The sequence below is a fragment of the Ktedonobacterales bacterium genome (assembly GCA_036557285.1).
Lineage (GTDB): Bacteria > Chloroflexota > Ktedonobacteria > Ktedonobacterales > DATBGS01 > DATBHW01.
Genome location: DATBHW010000031.1, coordinates 1 through 15,464 on the forward strand (window position 1 = coordinate 1; position 15,464 = coordinate 15,464).

Annotated in this window: 12 protein-coding genes; 4 read left to right on the forward strand and 8 right to left on the reverse strand. The window is 58.9% G+C overall.

Annotated elements, in window-relative coordinates:
* Nucleotides 1–649 precede the first annotated feature (649 nt).
* Both VH599_09015 and VH599_09020 read right to left on the reverse strand, forming a co-directional pair.
* Complete coding sequence (locus tag VH599_09015; GenBank protein ID HEY7348438.1) at nucleotides 650–1,573, reverse strand: universal stress protein; 924 nt, start codon at nucleotides 1,571–1,573, stop codon at nucleotides 650–652.
* A 193-nt stretch (nucleotides 1,574–1,766) separates the two neighbouring features.
* Complete coding sequence (locus VH599_09020; GenBank protein ID HEY7348439.1) at nucleotides 1,767–1,997, reverse strand: hypothetical protein; 231 nt, start codon at nucleotides 1,995–1,997, stop codon at nucleotides 1,767–1,769.
* Nucleotides 1,998–2,190: 193 nt separating this feature from the next.
* On the opposite strand from VH599_09020, the gene nifJ reads away from it, so the two are divergent.
* The 3 genes from nifJ to VH599_09035 all read left to right on the forward strand — a co-directional run bounded on the left by nifJ (nucleotide 2,191) and on the right by VH599_09035 (nucleotide 7,233).
* Complete coding sequence (gene nifJ, locus VH599_09025; protein ID HEY7348440.1) at nucleotides 2,191–5,844, forward strand: pyruvate:ferredoxin (flavodoxin) oxidoreductase; 3,654 nt, start codon at nucleotides 2,191–2,193, stop codon at nucleotides 5,842–5,844.
* Nucleotides 5,841–6,851, forward strand: coding sequence for a dihydroorotate dehydrogenase-like protein (locus tag VH599_09030; GenBank protein ID HEY7348441.1), 1,011 nt, complete (start codon nucleotides 5,841–5,843; stop codon nucleotides 6,849–6,851). Before nifJ ends, VH599_09030 begins: the two co-directional genes overlap by 4 nt.
* Nucleotides 6,852–6,996: 145 nt before the next feature.
* On the forward strand, nucleotides 6,997–7,233 hold the full coding sequence (locus tag VH599_09035) for a hypothetical protein (GenBank protein HEY7348442.1): 237 nt from the start codon (nucleotides 6,997–6,999) through the stop codon (nucleotides 7,231–7,233).
* Nucleotides 7,234–7,468: 235 nt separating this feature from the next.
* Here VH599_09035 and VH599_09040 read toward each other — a convergent pair whose 3' ends face one another.
* From VH599_09040 to VH599_09060, 5 genes are read right to left on the reverse strand one after another with little or no spacing between them, the layout of a single operon-like run.
* Nucleotides 7,469–8,890 (reverse strand): NAD(P)(+) transhydrogenase (Re/Si-specific) subunit beta, encoded by a 1,422-nt coding sequence (locus tag VH599_09040; protein HEY7348443.1) that lies wholly within the window; start codon nucleotides 8,888–8,890, stop codon nucleotides 7,469–7,471.
* Complete coding sequence (locus VH599_09045; GenBank protein HEY7348444.1) at nucleotides 8,887–9,183, reverse strand: NAD(P) transhydrogenase subunit alpha; 297 nt, start codon at nucleotides 9,181–9,183, stop codon at nucleotides 8,887–8,889. Before VH599_09045 ends, VH599_09040 begins: the two co-directional genes overlap by 4 nt.
* A complete protein-coding gene (locus VH599_09050; GenBank protein HEY7348445.1) occupies nucleotides 9,180–10,340 on the reverse strand; it encodes a Re/Si-specific NAD(P)(+) transhydrogenase subunit alpha in 1,161 nt (386 codons plus the stop codon). Before VH599_09050 ends, VH599_09045 begins: the two co-directional genes overlap by 4 nt.
* A gap of 14 nt (nucleotides 10,341–10,354) precedes the next feature.
* Entirely contained in the window at nucleotides 10,355–10,663 is a 309-nt protein-coding gene (locus tag VH599_09055; GenBank protein HEY7348446.1) for a hypothetical protein, read from the reverse strand.
* On the reverse strand, nucleotides 10,660–11,643 hold the full coding sequence (locus VH599_09060) for a universal stress protein (GenBank protein HEY7348447.1): 984 nt from the start codon (nucleotides 11,641–11,643) through the stop codon (nucleotides 10,660–10,662). The genes VH599_09055 and VH599_09060 overlap by 4 nt, the downstream gene beginning before the upstream one ends.
* Nucleotides 11,644–12,170: 527 nt before the next feature.
* Between VH599_09060 and VH599_09065 the strand changes: the two genes are divergently transcribed.
* A complete protein-coding gene (locus tag VH599_09065) occupies nucleotides 12,171–14,636 on the forward strand; it encodes an ATP-binding protein (GenBank protein HEY7348448.1) in 2,466 nt (821 codons plus the stop codon).
* Between the two features lie 140 nt (nucleotides 14,637–14,776).
* Here VH599_09065 and VH599_09070 read toward each other — a convergent pair whose 3' ends face one another.
* On the reverse strand, nucleotides 14,777–15,424 hold the full coding sequence (locus tag VH599_09070) for a DoxX family protein (protein HEY7348449.1): 648 nt from the start codon (nucleotides 15,422–15,424) through the stop codon (nucleotides 14,777–14,779).
* Nucleotides 15,425–15,464: the final 40 nt, after the last annotated feature.

Here is a 15,464-nt window from a genome sequence, read left to right on the forward strand (position 1 = left end):
CATCGCGGCCAATCGGGCGTATGCCTCGTTGGAGGAAGAAGCCGAGCGAGCTGTAGCTTGGCTCGACGGCCTCACCAATGACGAGCGGTTGCGCCGCTGTGGTCTGAAGTCCTCTAAATTTCAATGGCTATCTACTTAGGACTGTGGCGTTGTTGGCAGGGTCAAAGGCGGCCCCGTGACAGGGGCAAGATCAACGCCTGGGTCGTGGGATCGTACCTGACGGTGCAACCCGCATGCCTACAGGTGGCGTCGTAGGCGACAGAGAGGTTCCCTGAAAGGTGGATGACGATGTCGGGATCGCCGTTGGCAGCCAGAGTGAAGGGGGAGGCGCTGTCACTGAAACCTGGCTGATGTAGCCGATGACGCCCGCAGTGTTCCAGGCAGAGAAGTAGGATTGCTCGCTGGAATGCCTATCCTCTACTGCAAAACCTGCCGAACCTTGGGTTAAATTACCACATCCCTCTCGTCTCCTTCACGCCCTCTCCCACCTTCTTGAGGGTCTGTTTCAGATTCTCTCAAAACTGGCACAGCCGCTTGAGCGGAGCGCGCGCCTACCAATGGGTCGGTCTTTACGGTTCAGCTCCTATTGGCAGTGCCGTTCAAACAGTCGGGCGTGGGCATGACAAGGCCAAACTGGTGGTTGGGAGCCTCACCTGCTCGCACCTGCTGCCACGAGCACTTGCTCGGTTCTGACATCCTCTCCAGGCGCCAATCGGCGGGCGAGCAAGACAGGGATTTCGCTCTGGCTCAGCACACGTCTGGCAACACTGCCCATGACGAACCGACCCAGCCAGCCCCGCCCGCGCGAGGCCATGACGATCAGTCCAGCTTGATATTCCTGTGCAATTCGCTGGATGACTTCGGAAGGCAGTCCGAGTGCAGTGATAGTCTTTACTCGCAACCCGGTACTGGTCAGTTCCTTCCACTTTTCCCTCAAATATGCTTCGGCGTCCTCCAGCCACCAGCCGACTGACCCACCAGGCATCAGATCCTGTTGGCCCGCACTCTCTGCCAGCAGCAGCGGCTCGCCAACACGCGCCAGCATGAGCGGGTTGCCAAACTCCTGGGCGATCTCCTGGGCAAGCGACAGCACCCGCTCCGCCTGGGGTGAGCCATCCAGTGGCACCAGGATAGGAGCATCAGCATCGGCCATAAAGCGCAGCTGATGCATAGGAGGTGCTGCCTGCTCTTCATCGGTGTACCTGCTGAAGAGGATTGGCGCACTTGTCTGAGCCAGAACCCTCCAGGTTACGCTGGGATGAATCAGGGCATCTATCCCGTCGCGCCCGTGTGTGGTCATGACAATCAGGTCTGCGCGCGCAAGCTCGCCCTCTTCATTGCTGCCGTTTTCTGGTGAACCCAGGGGCAGCATGGCTCGCACGGGGAAACCCTCAGCGCTGAGACACCTGACCATCTCTGCCAGGTAAGCGCCAATCTCTGCGACATGGGATGTGGAGGTAGCGCCCACCAACATTAGCTCAGCATCGTCCTGTCTTGCCAGGGCGCTGGCAGGCAAGAGAGCCGCCGCAGCCAGCGCCGAATTATCCAAGGGCACCAGTATCTTTTTGAACATTGGGTGGCTCCTTTGCACATTTCAGGTCTAACCAGTGTACAAACGATTGAAGGCTACGCTCTTGCTCCCAGGATAGTGACCTATCGTAACAGCAACGGTAATGGGCGGTTAACAATTCATGGCAGTTTCTTTCAAACTCGCTTGGTCGAGCGTTGCGGGTCTGGTTCGTTGGCGCCAGACACAGGCGCAGCGGTTAGTTGCTGAGCATATGATCGCCCCGAACCACTGGAATCTGGTTGATGTCGTATCTGACCCTCAACGAAGGTGCCTCGTTGAGGCTTTGCTCCGGTGACACCAGATGCAATTGTGCGAGCGGAAGCATCGCTTGTCTCACCAGGGTGCTGCTCCATTGAGCGTGCGGGATATGGCGGATGCCACCAAGAGTGATCAAGCCCAGCAGTTGCTCATCTTCCAACACCGGCACAGCGCCTCCACATCGGCACTGGTGGGGTCTTGCTCCAGGTCGGAGATGCCGCCAAAGACGAAGGGGGTGATGCTTTCTGCTCCCCTGCCCCTTTCTGTTATTATCCCCGCCTGTAACTACCTGCTACCGCTCTTGTAACCTCTCGGCCCTATGCTCTGAATGAGGTAAGAACGACACTGTGGAGGGAAGACCTATGCAACGCTCCAGTATCACTCTTGATGGCAATGAGGCCGTGGCTGCCGTGGCCCATGCGCTTAGCGAAGTGATTGCGATTTACCCGATCACCCCCTCGACAGCCATGGGAGAACTGGCCGATAGCTGGTCGGCGCAGGGAAAAGCGAATCTGTGGGGAACGGTGCCGCAAGTGGTCGAGATGCAATCAGAAGCCGGGGCTGCGGGCGCGCTGCATGGCGCACTTCAGGCCGGAACGCTGGTCACGACCTTTACGGCCTCGCAAGGGCTACTGTTGATGATTCCCAACATGTATAAGATCGCAGGTGAACTCAGCCCGGCAGTGTTTCATGTGGCGGCGCGGTCTCTGGCGGCGCAGGGCCTTTCGATCTTCGGTGATCATTCCGATGTGATGGCAACGCGGGCCACCGGCTTTGTCTTGCTGGCGTCTGCCTCGGTGCAGGAAGCGCAGGACATGGCGCTCGTTGCTCACGCAGCCTCCTTGCAGGCGCGTCTCCCGTTTTTGCATTTCTTTGACGGCTTTCGGACCTCCCACGAAATCGATAAGATTGAGCCGGTGACGTTTGAAGAGATGCGGGCCATGATCGATGATGCCTGGGTGACGGCCCACCGCCAGCGGGCACTTTCGCCAGAGCATCCCTTCATTCGCGGGACGGCCCAAAATCCCGATGTATATTTCCAGGCGCGTGAGAGCGTGAATCGCTATTACCTGGCCTGCCCACAGATCGTTCAGGACATGATGGATCGCTTTGCGTCGATCACTGGCCGCCAGTATCATCTGTTTGATTACGCGGGCGCGCCCGATGCAGGGCGAGTGATCGTGGTGATGGGGTCGGGCGCCGAGACAGTTCAAGTAACGGTAGACGCCTTGTGTGCGCGGGGGGAGAAGGTCGGCGTGATGCGGGTGCATTTGTTCCACCCCTTCTCAGTTGAGCACTTCGTTGCCGCGCTGCCAGAGACGGTCAGTGTGGTCGCTGTGGTGGACCGCACCAAGGAGCCGGGGAGCATGGGCGAACCGCTCTATCTGGATGTGTTGGCCGCGCTGACCGAAGGAAGAACGAAAGTGACGGCTCGGCCAACGGTGATTGGCGGGCGCTATGGCCTGGCTTCCAAGGAATTTACCCCGGCGATGGTGAAGGGTATTTTTGATGAGATGAAGCGCGCCGCGCCGAAGAACCACTTTACCATCGGCATCAACGATGATGTGACCCATACCAGCCTGGAGTATGCCCCGCATTTCACCATCGAAGAAAAGGATACAGTGCAATGCGTCTTCTGGGGCTTAGGCTCCGATGGCACGGTGGGGGCCAACAAGAACTCGATTAAAATTATTGGTGAGGAGACCGCCAACTACGCGCAGGGCTACTTTGTCCTTGACTCGAAAAAGTCGGGGTCTGTGACCATCTCCCACCTGCGCTTTGGTCCGCATCCCATTCATGCCCCCTACCTGATTGATAAGGGCCAGGCCAGCTTTGTCGCCTGCCACCAGTTTTCGTTCCTGGAGCGCCTGGATGTCCTCACTTATGCGCGCCTGGAAAGCATCTTCCTGCTTGATAGCCCGTATGGGCCAGAAGAGGTCTGGCCGCATCTGCCCGCTGAAGTACAGTACGAGATCGTGCGCAAGCGGCTGCGCTTCTATGTGATTGATGCGCATAAAGTGGCGCGTGACCTGGGCATGGCGGACCGCATCAATACAATCATGCAGACCTGCTTCTTTGCCCTCAGTGGCGTACTGCCGCGCGAGCAGGCAATAACGCAGATCAAGCAGAGCATCAAGAAGACCTATGGCAAGCGCGGCGAGGCCGTTGTCCAGAGGAACTTTCAGGCCGTCGATGAAACCCTGGCCCATTTGTATGAGGTCCGACTTCCTGAAGCGGCAAGCGAAGCTGCGGAGGCTCCGGCGTCGCACAAGCAACGAGTGCTACTGCCAGTGATTCAGCGCAGGCCAGCCGTCGCCGCTGAAGCGCCCGCTTTTGTGCGCAACGTGCTGGGGCCGATGATGATCGGGGAAGGCGATAGGTTGCCGGTGAGCGCGTTGCCAGAGGATGGAACGTATCCATCGGGGACGGCCCGCTGGGAGAAGCGCAACATCACCGATGAGATTCCGGCCTGGGATCCAAGCATCTGCATCCAATGCGGCAAGTGTGTGATGGTCTGCCCACACGCGGTCATCCGTGAGAAAGTCTACGACTCAGCCCACCTGGAGGGCGCGCCAGCAACGTTCCTCTACTGCGAGGCGCGCTTCAAAGAGTTTCCTGGGATGAAATACACGTTGCAGGTCTCGCCAGAAGACTGCACCGGATGCAGCCTCTGCGTGGAAGCCTGCCCGGTCAAAGATAAGCGCCAGGTGGGCCGCAAGGCGATCAATATGGTCGCTCAGCCGCCCGTGCGTGAGCAGGAATCCGTGAACTGGGATTTCTTTCTCTCGCTGCCAGAGGTGAAAAGGTCGCCGCTGAATCTGCACGCCATTAAAGACACACAGCTCTTGCAACCGCTCTTTGAGTTTTCTGGGGCCTGCTCCGGCTGCGGCGAGACGCCGTATATCAAGCTGGCGACGCAACTCTTTGGTGATCGCATGCTGGTAGCAAACGCGACGGGCTGTTCCTCGATTTACGGCGGCAACCTGCCGACCACGCCCTGGACCTTTAACCAGGAAGGGCGGGGGCCAGCGTGGTCCAATTCGCTGTTTGAGGATAACGCCGAGTTTGGACTGGGGATGCGGCTGGCACTGGATAAGCAGGAAGCGTATGCTTGCGAACTGCTTTCGCAGTGCAGCAGTGTGGTAGGTGAGAAGCTGACTCAAAGCATTCTGGCGGCTGACCAGTCCACCGAAATGGGCATTGTGGCGCAGCGGGAGCGTGTGGCGCTGCTCAAGCAGCATATTCAACGGGCGCTGGATGGTTCGGCGCAGGCGAACAATGCCAACCCACTGGCGATGATGCAGAGTCTCCTGGGGGTGGCCGATGCATTGGTCAAGAAGAGCGTCTGGATCATCGGTGGGGACGGCTGGGCTTATGACATCGGCTATGGCGGCCTGGACCATGTGCTGGCCTCCGGGCTGAACGTCAATATCCTCGTGTTGGATACCGAAGTCTACTCGAATACCGGCGGGCAAGCCTCGAAATCGACGCCGCGCGCGGCGGTTGCCAAGTTTGCCGCGCGTGGCAAAGCAGCAGCGAAAAAAGACCTGGGCTTGCTGGCAATGGCCTACGGCAACGTCTATGTCGCGCGCGTTGCGATGGGCGCTGATGATCAGCAGACGCTGAACGCCTTTCTTGAGGCCGAAGCCTATGATGGCCCCTCGCTGATTATTGCCTACAGCCATTGCATCGCGCATGGCTACGATATGGCGCAGGGATTGGCACAGCAAAAGCGAGCGGTCCAGTCGGGCTACTGGTTCCTGTATCACTATAACCCCAGGCTGCTGGCCGAGGGAAAAAATCCGCTGGTCATCGACTCGAAAGCGCCATCCCTGCCGTTGCAAGATTACGTCTACAACGAAACTCGTTATCGCATGCTGACCCAGAGCAATGCTGAACGTGCCGAGACACTGCTGGAGCTGGCGCAACATGATGTTCGTCGCCACTGGAACTTGTATCAGCAACTGGCGACCCTGGCCCAGCAAAACGGAAACAAAGAGGAGAAGCGAGCATGAAAACGCCGGATCTGACGACCACCTATCTGGGGCTGCATCTGAAGAATCCTCTAGTAGTTTCAGCCTCACCCCTGTCTAAGAAACTCAGCACTGTGCGTCGCCTGGAAGAAGCAGGAGCTGCGGCCATCGTGCTGTATTCGCTCTTTGAAGAGCAGATTACGCACGAAAGCCACGCGCTTGACTACTATCTCAACCTTGGCTCCCATAGCCATGCTGAGGCGCTGAGCTATTTCCCCGACCTGGACCGCTATAACCTGGAGCCAGGTGCCTATCTGGACCACCTCCAGCGTATCAAAGAGGCTGTGCAAATACCCGTGATCGGCAGTCTCAATGGCATTTCATCGGGAGGCTGGGTCGAGTATGCACGCAAGATCGAACAAGCAGGAGCCGATGCGCTGGAGTTGAACTGCTATTATCTCCCTACGGAAATGGATGTGAGCAGCGCCGAACTGGAAGATGTATATGCTGATCTGATCAATGCGGTCCGCTCCACCATCACGATCCCGCTGGCCCTGAAGCTCAGCTCATTTTTTACGGCGCTCCCCCACGCAGCGCGACGTTTTGTTGAGGTGGGAGCGGATGCGCTGGTCTTGTTTAACCGCTTTTATCAGCCCGATCTGGATTGTGAGGCATTGGAGGTCGTTCCCAATCTTGAACTGAGCACCTCGCATGATTTGCGCTTGCCCCTGCGCTGGATCGCCATTCTCTATGGCCGCCTGGATGTCGATTTCGCGCTGACCAGCGGCGTGCATTCAGCGACGGATGTTCTCAAGGCCGTCATGGCGGGGGCGAATGCCACAATGATGGCTTCTGAATTACTAGCACATGGGGTTGATCGCCTGACGGCTATTGCCGCTGATCTCCGCCAGTGGATGGAGGCGCACGAATACGAGTCTATCGTCTCTATGCGCGGAAGCATGAGCCAGCGCGCGGTAGCTGACCCAGCCGCCTTTGAACGTGCCCATTACCTGAAAGCGCTCAATTCCCTGGATCGTGCGCTCCCATAAAACGAGCTGCTTTTCAGGGAGGCGCCTTTGCTCATTCTTTAACGGTTTTGTTACGCCGAGCAATACGCCTAATAACATATCTCCTGTATGCTTGGGTCTAAACGAACTGAATGAGCAAAGGCGCTGGACTTCGAGGGAGTTCTCTATGAATGTTGAAGAATATGGCATGTATGTATGGAGAGCGGGAGATATTGCTCCCGCAGGAACGTATTTGCGCGTTGATAACAACTCCTTTCGAGTCGTCGTGCTGGAACAGGAAGGCAGACTCCCGGCAAGCTACGACGGACATATCGCCCTCTATTGCCGGGCACCTGTTATGGACTTGGTGAACGCGCAGTTTGAGAGTAATCATGTTTCGAGCAGGAGCCAGCAAGCCAGATGAACAGGGTGGAGCATCCCGTTACTCACGCGCTCAGTTTGGGCAGACGAATCATCTCACCTCGCCAGAACTCTGGCACCAGCACCTGCTTCGCCAAACGAGTGGACTCAACCCCATTTGTGCAGTTGGTCGTGTGATCTGGCTGGTAATCAACTGCTGGATGATTTGAGGTTATGTCATCCTCACCTACCCGGCTTTGGTAGGCGAGGATGTCGGGTGTTCTGAATAGATTGTTGAGTTATGGGCGGCTTGCAGCCATTTCTTTTGCTGAGGTGCTTTGGGCTCCTGATTTCTTGAGCAACTGGACCAGGCTGGTCAGCGATGCTTTCGCATCGCCGAAGATCATCATCGTTTTCTGATCATAGAAAAGTTCGTTATCCTCTCCGGCAAAGCCTGGGGACAAACTGCGCTTCAAGACCATGACCGTATGCGCCTGGTCGGCGTTGAGAATGGGCATGCCGTAGAGCGGACTCTCTTTCTTGTACCGCGCGGCGGGGTTCACCACGTCATTGGCGCCAATGACCAGCGCCACATCGGTATTCTGAAAATCATCATTGACGCGTTCAGGCTCACAGAGCAGATCATAGGGAACATTGGCTTCCGCCAGCAGCACATTCATATGGCCCGGCATGCGCCCGGCCACCGGGTGGATGGCATAGCGCACGGTCGCGCCGCGCTCAAGCAGTAATGTCGCCAGTTCCTGTACGGCGTGCTGGGCCTGGGCGACGGCCATGCCGTAGCCGGGGATCATGATCACCGATTGGGCGTTCTCCAGGATATAGGCGGCGTCCTCTGGCGTATAGCGCATGACCGTTTTTGCTTCTTCTTGCGCCTTCCCCCCGGATTTCACCGCGCCGACCGCGCCGAACAGGACATTGGTGAAGGAGCGGTTCATCGCCCGGCTCATCATCATGGAGAGGAAGAAGCCGGAGGTGCCATCCAGCGCGCCAGCGATCAGCAGCACGTGATTGGAGATGACCAGGCCGGTGGCGGCTGATGCCAGGCCCGCGTAGGAGTTGAGCAGCGAGAGCACCACAGGCATATCCGCTCCCCCGATGGGCAGGACGATCAGAATGCCGATGAGCAGCCCCGCCGCGATCATGCCATAGAAGAGCGGACCCACTTGGGGCTGCACGATGAGAAAGATGAACACCCCCACGGTCGCAAAGAAGAGGCTGATATTGGAGACGTTCTGGAAGCGATAGGTCATGGGCGCGCTCTTCACCAGTTCCTGGAGCTTGCTAAAGGCCATTAAACTGCCAGTGACGGTGAGCGAGCCGAACAGCACCTCAAACCCCAGGGCCGCCATGGTGCCGTGATCGAGGGTCAGGCCATGTTCATAATACTCCACAATGCCCACCAGCGTAGCCGCCAGGGCTCCAAAGGAGTGGGAGATAGCGATCCGTTGCGGCATGGCCGTCATGGGCATGAAGATCGCCATCAAGGCGCCAATGGTTGAGCCCACGGCCAGCCCGACAAGTATCCATTGAAGCTGGACGATCTCGCCATGCAGCAGCGTGCCAACCACGGCAAGCAGCATACCTATTTCAGCAAGGACAATGCCCCGCCGAGCGGTCTCCGGGGAGTTCAACTCCTTGAGTCCCAGGATAAACAGGATGGAAGCCGCCAGGTACGCGGCGGCAAGGAGAATGTCGCTCATTGTGGTTTCCTCCCCTTCCGCCGAAACATCTTGAGCATCCGATCGGTAATCAGAAAGCCGCCGACTACGTTAATGGTAGCGGTGGTTACGGCAATGGTCCCCAGGATGGTGCTGACAACGCTCTGATTGCTACCCGCCGCAACCAGCGACCCCACCAGCGAGATGCCGGAGATGGCATTCGTGGTGGACATGAGCGGCGTATGGAGCAAAGGTGGCACCTTGCGGATGACTTCATACCCCAGAAATCCCGCCAGAACCAGGATGTAGAGTGATTCAAACAAGAGAGTATTCATCTTGACGCCCCTTCTTTCACCAGTGGTTGCAGCAGGTCGTGGACGATTTCCCCGTTGCGTGTCACGCAAGCTCCCTTCACCAGGCCGTCAGTGCCCTCAGGCTGAGGTCCGGTGGCTGGATAGAGGTAGCGGAACAGGTTGAGGACGGTGCGCGCATACAACTGACTGGCATCGATGGGAAGCAGAGCGGGCACATTGGTCGTGCCAATGATGGTGACGCCCTCGTATTCAATGGTTTGACCCGCCTGGGTGAGTTCACAATTGCCTCCTTGCTCAGCAGCTAGATCAACGATCACCGACCCTGGTCGGAGAGACTCGACCATCTCAGTCGTAATCAGCAGTGGGGCACGTTTGCCAAAGACCTGGGCGGTGCTGATGACGACATCTACCCTGGGGAACCGGGCGCAGATGACCTTCTGCTCGCGTTTGAGGAACGCGGTGGATTGCTCTTTGGCATAGCCGCCTGCGGTTTCCGCATCCTGCGACAGTTCCATCTCGATGAAAGCGGCTCCCAGGCTATGGATCTGTTCACGCACCGCCGGGCGAGCATCAAAGGCTTCCACTCTGGCGCCGAGCCGTTTGGCCGTCGAAATGGCTTGCAGCCCGGCGACGCCTGCGCCCAGCACCAGCACCGTGGCGGGGGTAATCGTCCCTGCGGCGGTCATCAGCAGTGGGAACATCTTGCCCAGATGTTCTGTCGCCAGCAACACGGCTTTATAGCCGGCGACGGTCGACATGGCACTGAGCGCGTCCATGCTCTGGGCACGGGTGAGGCGAGGAATGAACTCCATCGCAAAGGCAGTTATCTTGCGCCGGGCAAAGGCCTCCAGCACATCAGGGTGGGTCAATGGGGCAAGAAAGCCGATATAGGCGGATCCCTCACGCAGCATCTCGGCTTCAGGTTGCTGAGTCACCGGATGCCTCTGCGGTGGCTGGACTTTAAAAATCATATCCGCTTGCTCATAGAGGGCAGAGGCGTTCTCAACCAGGGAGGCCCCGGACTGGAGATACTGTGCATCGGAGAAACCTGCCCCAACTCCAGCACCTGCCTCAAGGAACACCGCATGCTGCTCCTTTGTGAGCAGCGGAACCAGGCTGGGGATCAACGCTACCCGCGTTTCACCAGCCTGCACTTCCTTTGGAATGCCGATGATCATACGCTTGCTTCCTCTTACGCCTGCCAATAGATGGCCGGGTATCTGCTTACAACAAGGAGATCGGTCTTCTTGAGAAAGTGTTGCGCTGCATGCAGCGTTACATCTGACGCGGGCACCATCACATCTGAGGCCACCAGCTTGTGGGATGGAACAGGTTGACCGTTCTCCCGGATCAATTGCACGAGCTGGAAGAGCAACCGAGCGAACGCCGCCTGATCACCCTGCTGCACTGCCTCAAATAACCCATTATCCAGTTGAGCAATAGCTGGCTTGTGCCAGTTATCAAGCTGGTACTGGTTATCGCTCAGAATCCGCACGATCATCTGAGCGTCTCCTTGGCGAGCGTCTCCTGCCCTTGTGCTTCAGGGGGTAGTTGGGCTTCTACCTGAGCAGATGGCACGAGCAATACTGGCAGGCGGACATTATGAAGCACCTCTTCGGTCACGCTGCCTAACCGCCAGCGAACGAATCCGCCGCGCCCCTGAGTGGTCATCACCATCAGGCTGACCTGTCGACTGTGGGCCGCCTCGATGATCTTCGCGCCAGGCATGCCATAGCCAAACGTCCAATGCGCGTTGACACCGGCGCGTTTGATGCGTTCAGCCTGACGCATCAGATAGCGTTCTATCTGGTGGACACGCCGTCGCCCAGCATCCCACGCGCGATGGGCCACCTCAAGGCTATTTTCTTCAAACTTCGGCACGAAGACATAGAGCAGACGTATTTCCGCATGCAGCAGGCGCGCCATCTCAATGGCAGGTGGCAGCGCTGCCTCCGCTTTAGTTGAGCCATCCAGCGGGACGAGGATCTGGGGCATTGCCCCTGTTTGCTGAACCTCCGCTGCCAGCGTCGTAGCAGGCGCGGCATCTGGAAGCAAAAACAGTGGTACCGGGGCGCTGCGTGCCACGCGCTCCGCGACACTGCCAAGCGCCCAACGGGCCAGCCCACTGCGACCATGGGTCGCCATGACGATCAGTTCGACCTGGCGTGCCATGGTCTGCTCGAGGATAGCCTCTGCTGGATTCCCCACGCGCGGGGCAGTTTCAACGGTCATCCCTTGATCCCGCAAGCACTGGGCTTGTTTTTCCAGGTAGCGAGCCGCAGCCTCGGTGGCTCGCACGCGCGCCTCCTCGCGGTCATCAAGATCCAACCAGGGTGAGAGATCAACTGCCCGGAATAGGATCAGCAGTGGCTCAAACGGCCTCTCACCGACAGGAGTCTGTTGCGCGAGTAATGCCGCCAGACCAAGCGCCCGCTCGGCTCGCGGAGAGCCATCGAGGGGGACGAAGATGCGCAAAAACATGGTTTCTCACTTTCTCGGCTTTTTGCCTACGGGAGTGTCATTTCTCGCGGAAAAACTCCCTGGTTGAGAAAGACTGTGCCATCCATCATCTGGTCTCTCAAGAAAAGCATAGCCCCTTTCCCTTGCGCTCGGGGTTGAAGTGGGTAACTGGAACGTTTCTCACTCATACGTGGTAGCGCATCTATGGCTGTCAGCAGAACCCGGCAAATACTGATCAAGGAAATTGTGGGAGACGGGTTCAGATGAGGGAGGTCAGCCCCTCTGACCTCCTGACTACCCCGTCCGACTGTTACCCAATAGCAACCTCACGCTACTGGGATTGCCACCCGCCCACGTTATCCTTATCTCAGCATCAAAGAGCAGTGATCCGTCCCAACGCGCATGCTGAGAGGGCCGTTTTAGCGAGCAGCCGGGTTTTCCTGGTCTCGCCGGATCGTCGAGTACAGCGATCTCTGTTGGTTAGCACTGATGGGACCGGGCTGCTGGTTGGCTATTTCTTTCACACGAGACCCGGAAAGGGGCCTATCATGAACGAATCACCTCGTTTCCAGCTTGCCGTTTCGCCCGAGCGCCTCGCGCGTCGTGTCGAGCTTGCCCAACTACCTGCGACCACTGCCGAGGTGTCGCCGCTGGAGGGTACTATCGGGCAGTCTCGCGCACTTGATGCGCTCGCTTTCGGCCTGGAGATCCACACGTCCGGCTATAACCTCTTTGTCGCTGGCCCCACGGGTTCGGGCCGCGAGCGCACAGTCCTGGACTTCCTGCGACGGTTCGCGCCGACCCGGCCCGCGCCGTCCGACTGGGTGTACGTCTACAACTTCGCCCAGCCGGACCACCCTAACGCCATCCCCCTTCCGCAGGGCCGGGGGCGTGCCTTCGCCGCTGACATCGATAGCTATCTCCAGGCGGCTCAGCGAGAGATCCCCCGCGCGTTCGAGAGCGAGGACTACGCCCGTCACCGGCGTGAGGCGCTCTCCGAACTAGCTCGGCAGCGCGAAGATCTGCTCAACGAGCTTCAGTCCTTCGCGCACGACCAGGGCTTTACTATCGAAATCACTCCATCCAGTATTGTGACGGTGCCTGTGAGGGAAGGGCGGCCACTTTCCCCAGAGGAGTTCCAGCAACTGCCCACCCAACTTCAGCAAGAATTGGAGCAGCGCATCCCTGAGGTCCAGGAACGTATCGCTGGCACGCTGCGCCAGCTTCACCAGCTTCAGAAGGAGGCGGTCGAGCGCATACGCCAGCTCGACCGCGATGTAGCGCGCTTCACCCTCGGCCCGCACCTGGATGAGCTGCGCGAGATGTACAGCGATCAACCCAAGGTGCTGGCCTACCTCGATCAGGTTCAGAGTGACCTGCCAGAGCATCTTGACGACTTTCGCGGCGGCGACGGCGAGGGCGAGCAGCAGACCCCTCTCACCCGCCAGTCTGGGCCGACCAGAGAGGAGCGCCTGGCGCGGTATCGCATCAATGTCTTCGTCGATCATGATGACTTCCGGGGGGCCCCGGTCATTGTGGAGCGCAACCCAACCTACTACAACCTGGCGGGCAGAATCGACTACCGCGCTACCTTTGGCGCCCTGGTAGCGGACTTCCGCCAGATCAAGCCAGGGGCGCTCCAGCGAGCCAATGGTGGGTTTCTCGTCCTGCACATCCTCGATGTTCTGCGTGCCCCGCTCGCCTGGGAGGCCCTCAAGCGTTCGCTCCGCTGCGGCGAGGTGACAATCGAGAACCTGGGAGAGCAGTACAGCGCACTTCCGACTGAGCAACTGCGGCCTGAGTCGATCCCGCTCGATGTCAAGGTGATCCTGCTCGGCCCGCCCGAAGTTTATGCCCTCCTCTATCAAGCCGACCCCGACTTCCAGGAGCTCTTCAAGGTTAAAGCCGACTTCGCCCCGGACATGGATTGGAATGATGAACACCTGGGCCATTATATGGCCTTCATCAGTCAGCGAGTACGCGAGGAGGGTCTGCATCACTTCGACCGCTCAGCACTGGGGCGCATCATCGAGTACGGCGCTCGGCTGCGTGAAGACCAACGCAAACTCTCCACTCGGCTGCGCGACATCGCCGATGTAGTCAGCGAGGCGAATTATTGGGCTGCGAAGTCCGATCACGATCTCGTGCAGGCCGCCGACGTAGACCAGGCAATCGCCAAACGGAAGAACCGCTCCAACCTCATCGAGGAGCGGCTCCAGGAGTGGATCGACAACGGCACCATCCTCATCGACACGGTGGGGGCCAGGGCCGCTCAGGTCAACGGCATGGCGGTCATCGACCTGGGCGGCTACGCATTTGGTCGTCCATCGCGCATTACTGCCCGCGTCTCCCCCGGTCGCGGCTCGGTGCAGAGCATCGAGCGCGAGATCGAGTTGTCGGGCCCGATCCACTCCAAGGGCTTTCTGATTCTTTCCGGCTACCTGTCCGGTCAGTACGCCCAGCAGTATCCGCTCGCGCTCTCAGCCACGATCACCTTTGAGCAGTCCTACGATGAAGTGGATGGGGATTCTGCCTCCTCGACCGAACTCTATGCGCTCCTCTCGGCTCTGGCCGATCTACCGCTTGCTCAGGGCATTGCCGTGACCGGCTCGGTCAATCAGCACGGCGAGATACAGGCAGTCGGTGGGGTCAATGCCAAGATCGAGGGCTTCTTCGCCGTTTGCAAGGCAAAAGGGCTGACTGGAGACCAGGGCGTCATCCTCCCGGCGGCGAACGTACCGAACCTGATGCTGGAGGAGGTGGTGATCGATGCGGTCAGGGCTGGACAGTTTCATATCTGGGGTGTGTGCACTATTGATGAGGGCATCGAACTGCTCACCGGTCGCCCGGCGGGTGAGCGCGTCGCCGATGGGCAGTACCCGGAAGGTACCGTCCATCGGTTGGTCGAAGACCGCCTGCGAGACTATGCTGAGTGCCTGCGCACCTTCAGCACAGACCACCGAACAGGCGCTGAGCGGGCCCCCAGGGCGGGTGATCTGAAGAGCGGTCGGTAGTTACCAGTGACGCGCCTGCCCGCAGCACACGGGCAGGCGCAGTCCCAATAAGTGAGCTGCCGATAAATCATTCCTGGTTATCTGCGATTGATGGGGCAGAGGCTTCCCCCTTAAGGAACCTATCCCTGATCGGTGTCACCCTAGCGGTTCACTGGGCGCTCCGGGGTCTCGATCTGATGCTCGCTGGCGATGTAGCGCTCCCGATCAACCGGCTGGAAGGCTGCCGCTTCGGCAGGCACTGGTGCCGGGACTGGCGCCTTGCGCCCAAAGATCTGATTGGTGCCCTTTTTGAGCAGCGCGATAGCAACCGGGTCTATGCCAAACAGCCCAGCCGTGCCACCCACCAGCAGAATCATCATCTCCAGGGTGAACATGGGCGGGTTGACGCCCGTTGAGCCAGCCAGCATGAAGAGCAGGTTGAGGAAGGCAGCCCAGAAGGCGGCAAAGCGCGTGAACAGCCCGATGCCCAGGGCGATGCCGATGAACAGCTCGCCAAAGGCGACCAGATAGCTAAAAGCCGTGGCGTTGGGCAGGAAGACGTGGTTAATCAGCCAGGCATACCAGCCCAGCACGCTCGGATGATCGCCACCGGTCTGCGCGGGCGAGGCCGCGAAGGTCAGGAACCCCTTGACCGCCGTGCCAGCCTTCGGGCCGACCCAGACCGCCGAGCTGGTACCCAGCTTCTCAGCCGACGCCGTAATCCACTCATAGGCCAGATACACTCGCACAAAGAACCAGAGAACACTACGAAGGTTGTTGTTGGTGTAGATGCGTTTCAACAGGTTCATGATGACGCCTCCTCGCGCGTGTGCTTGATGGTGAGCGGAG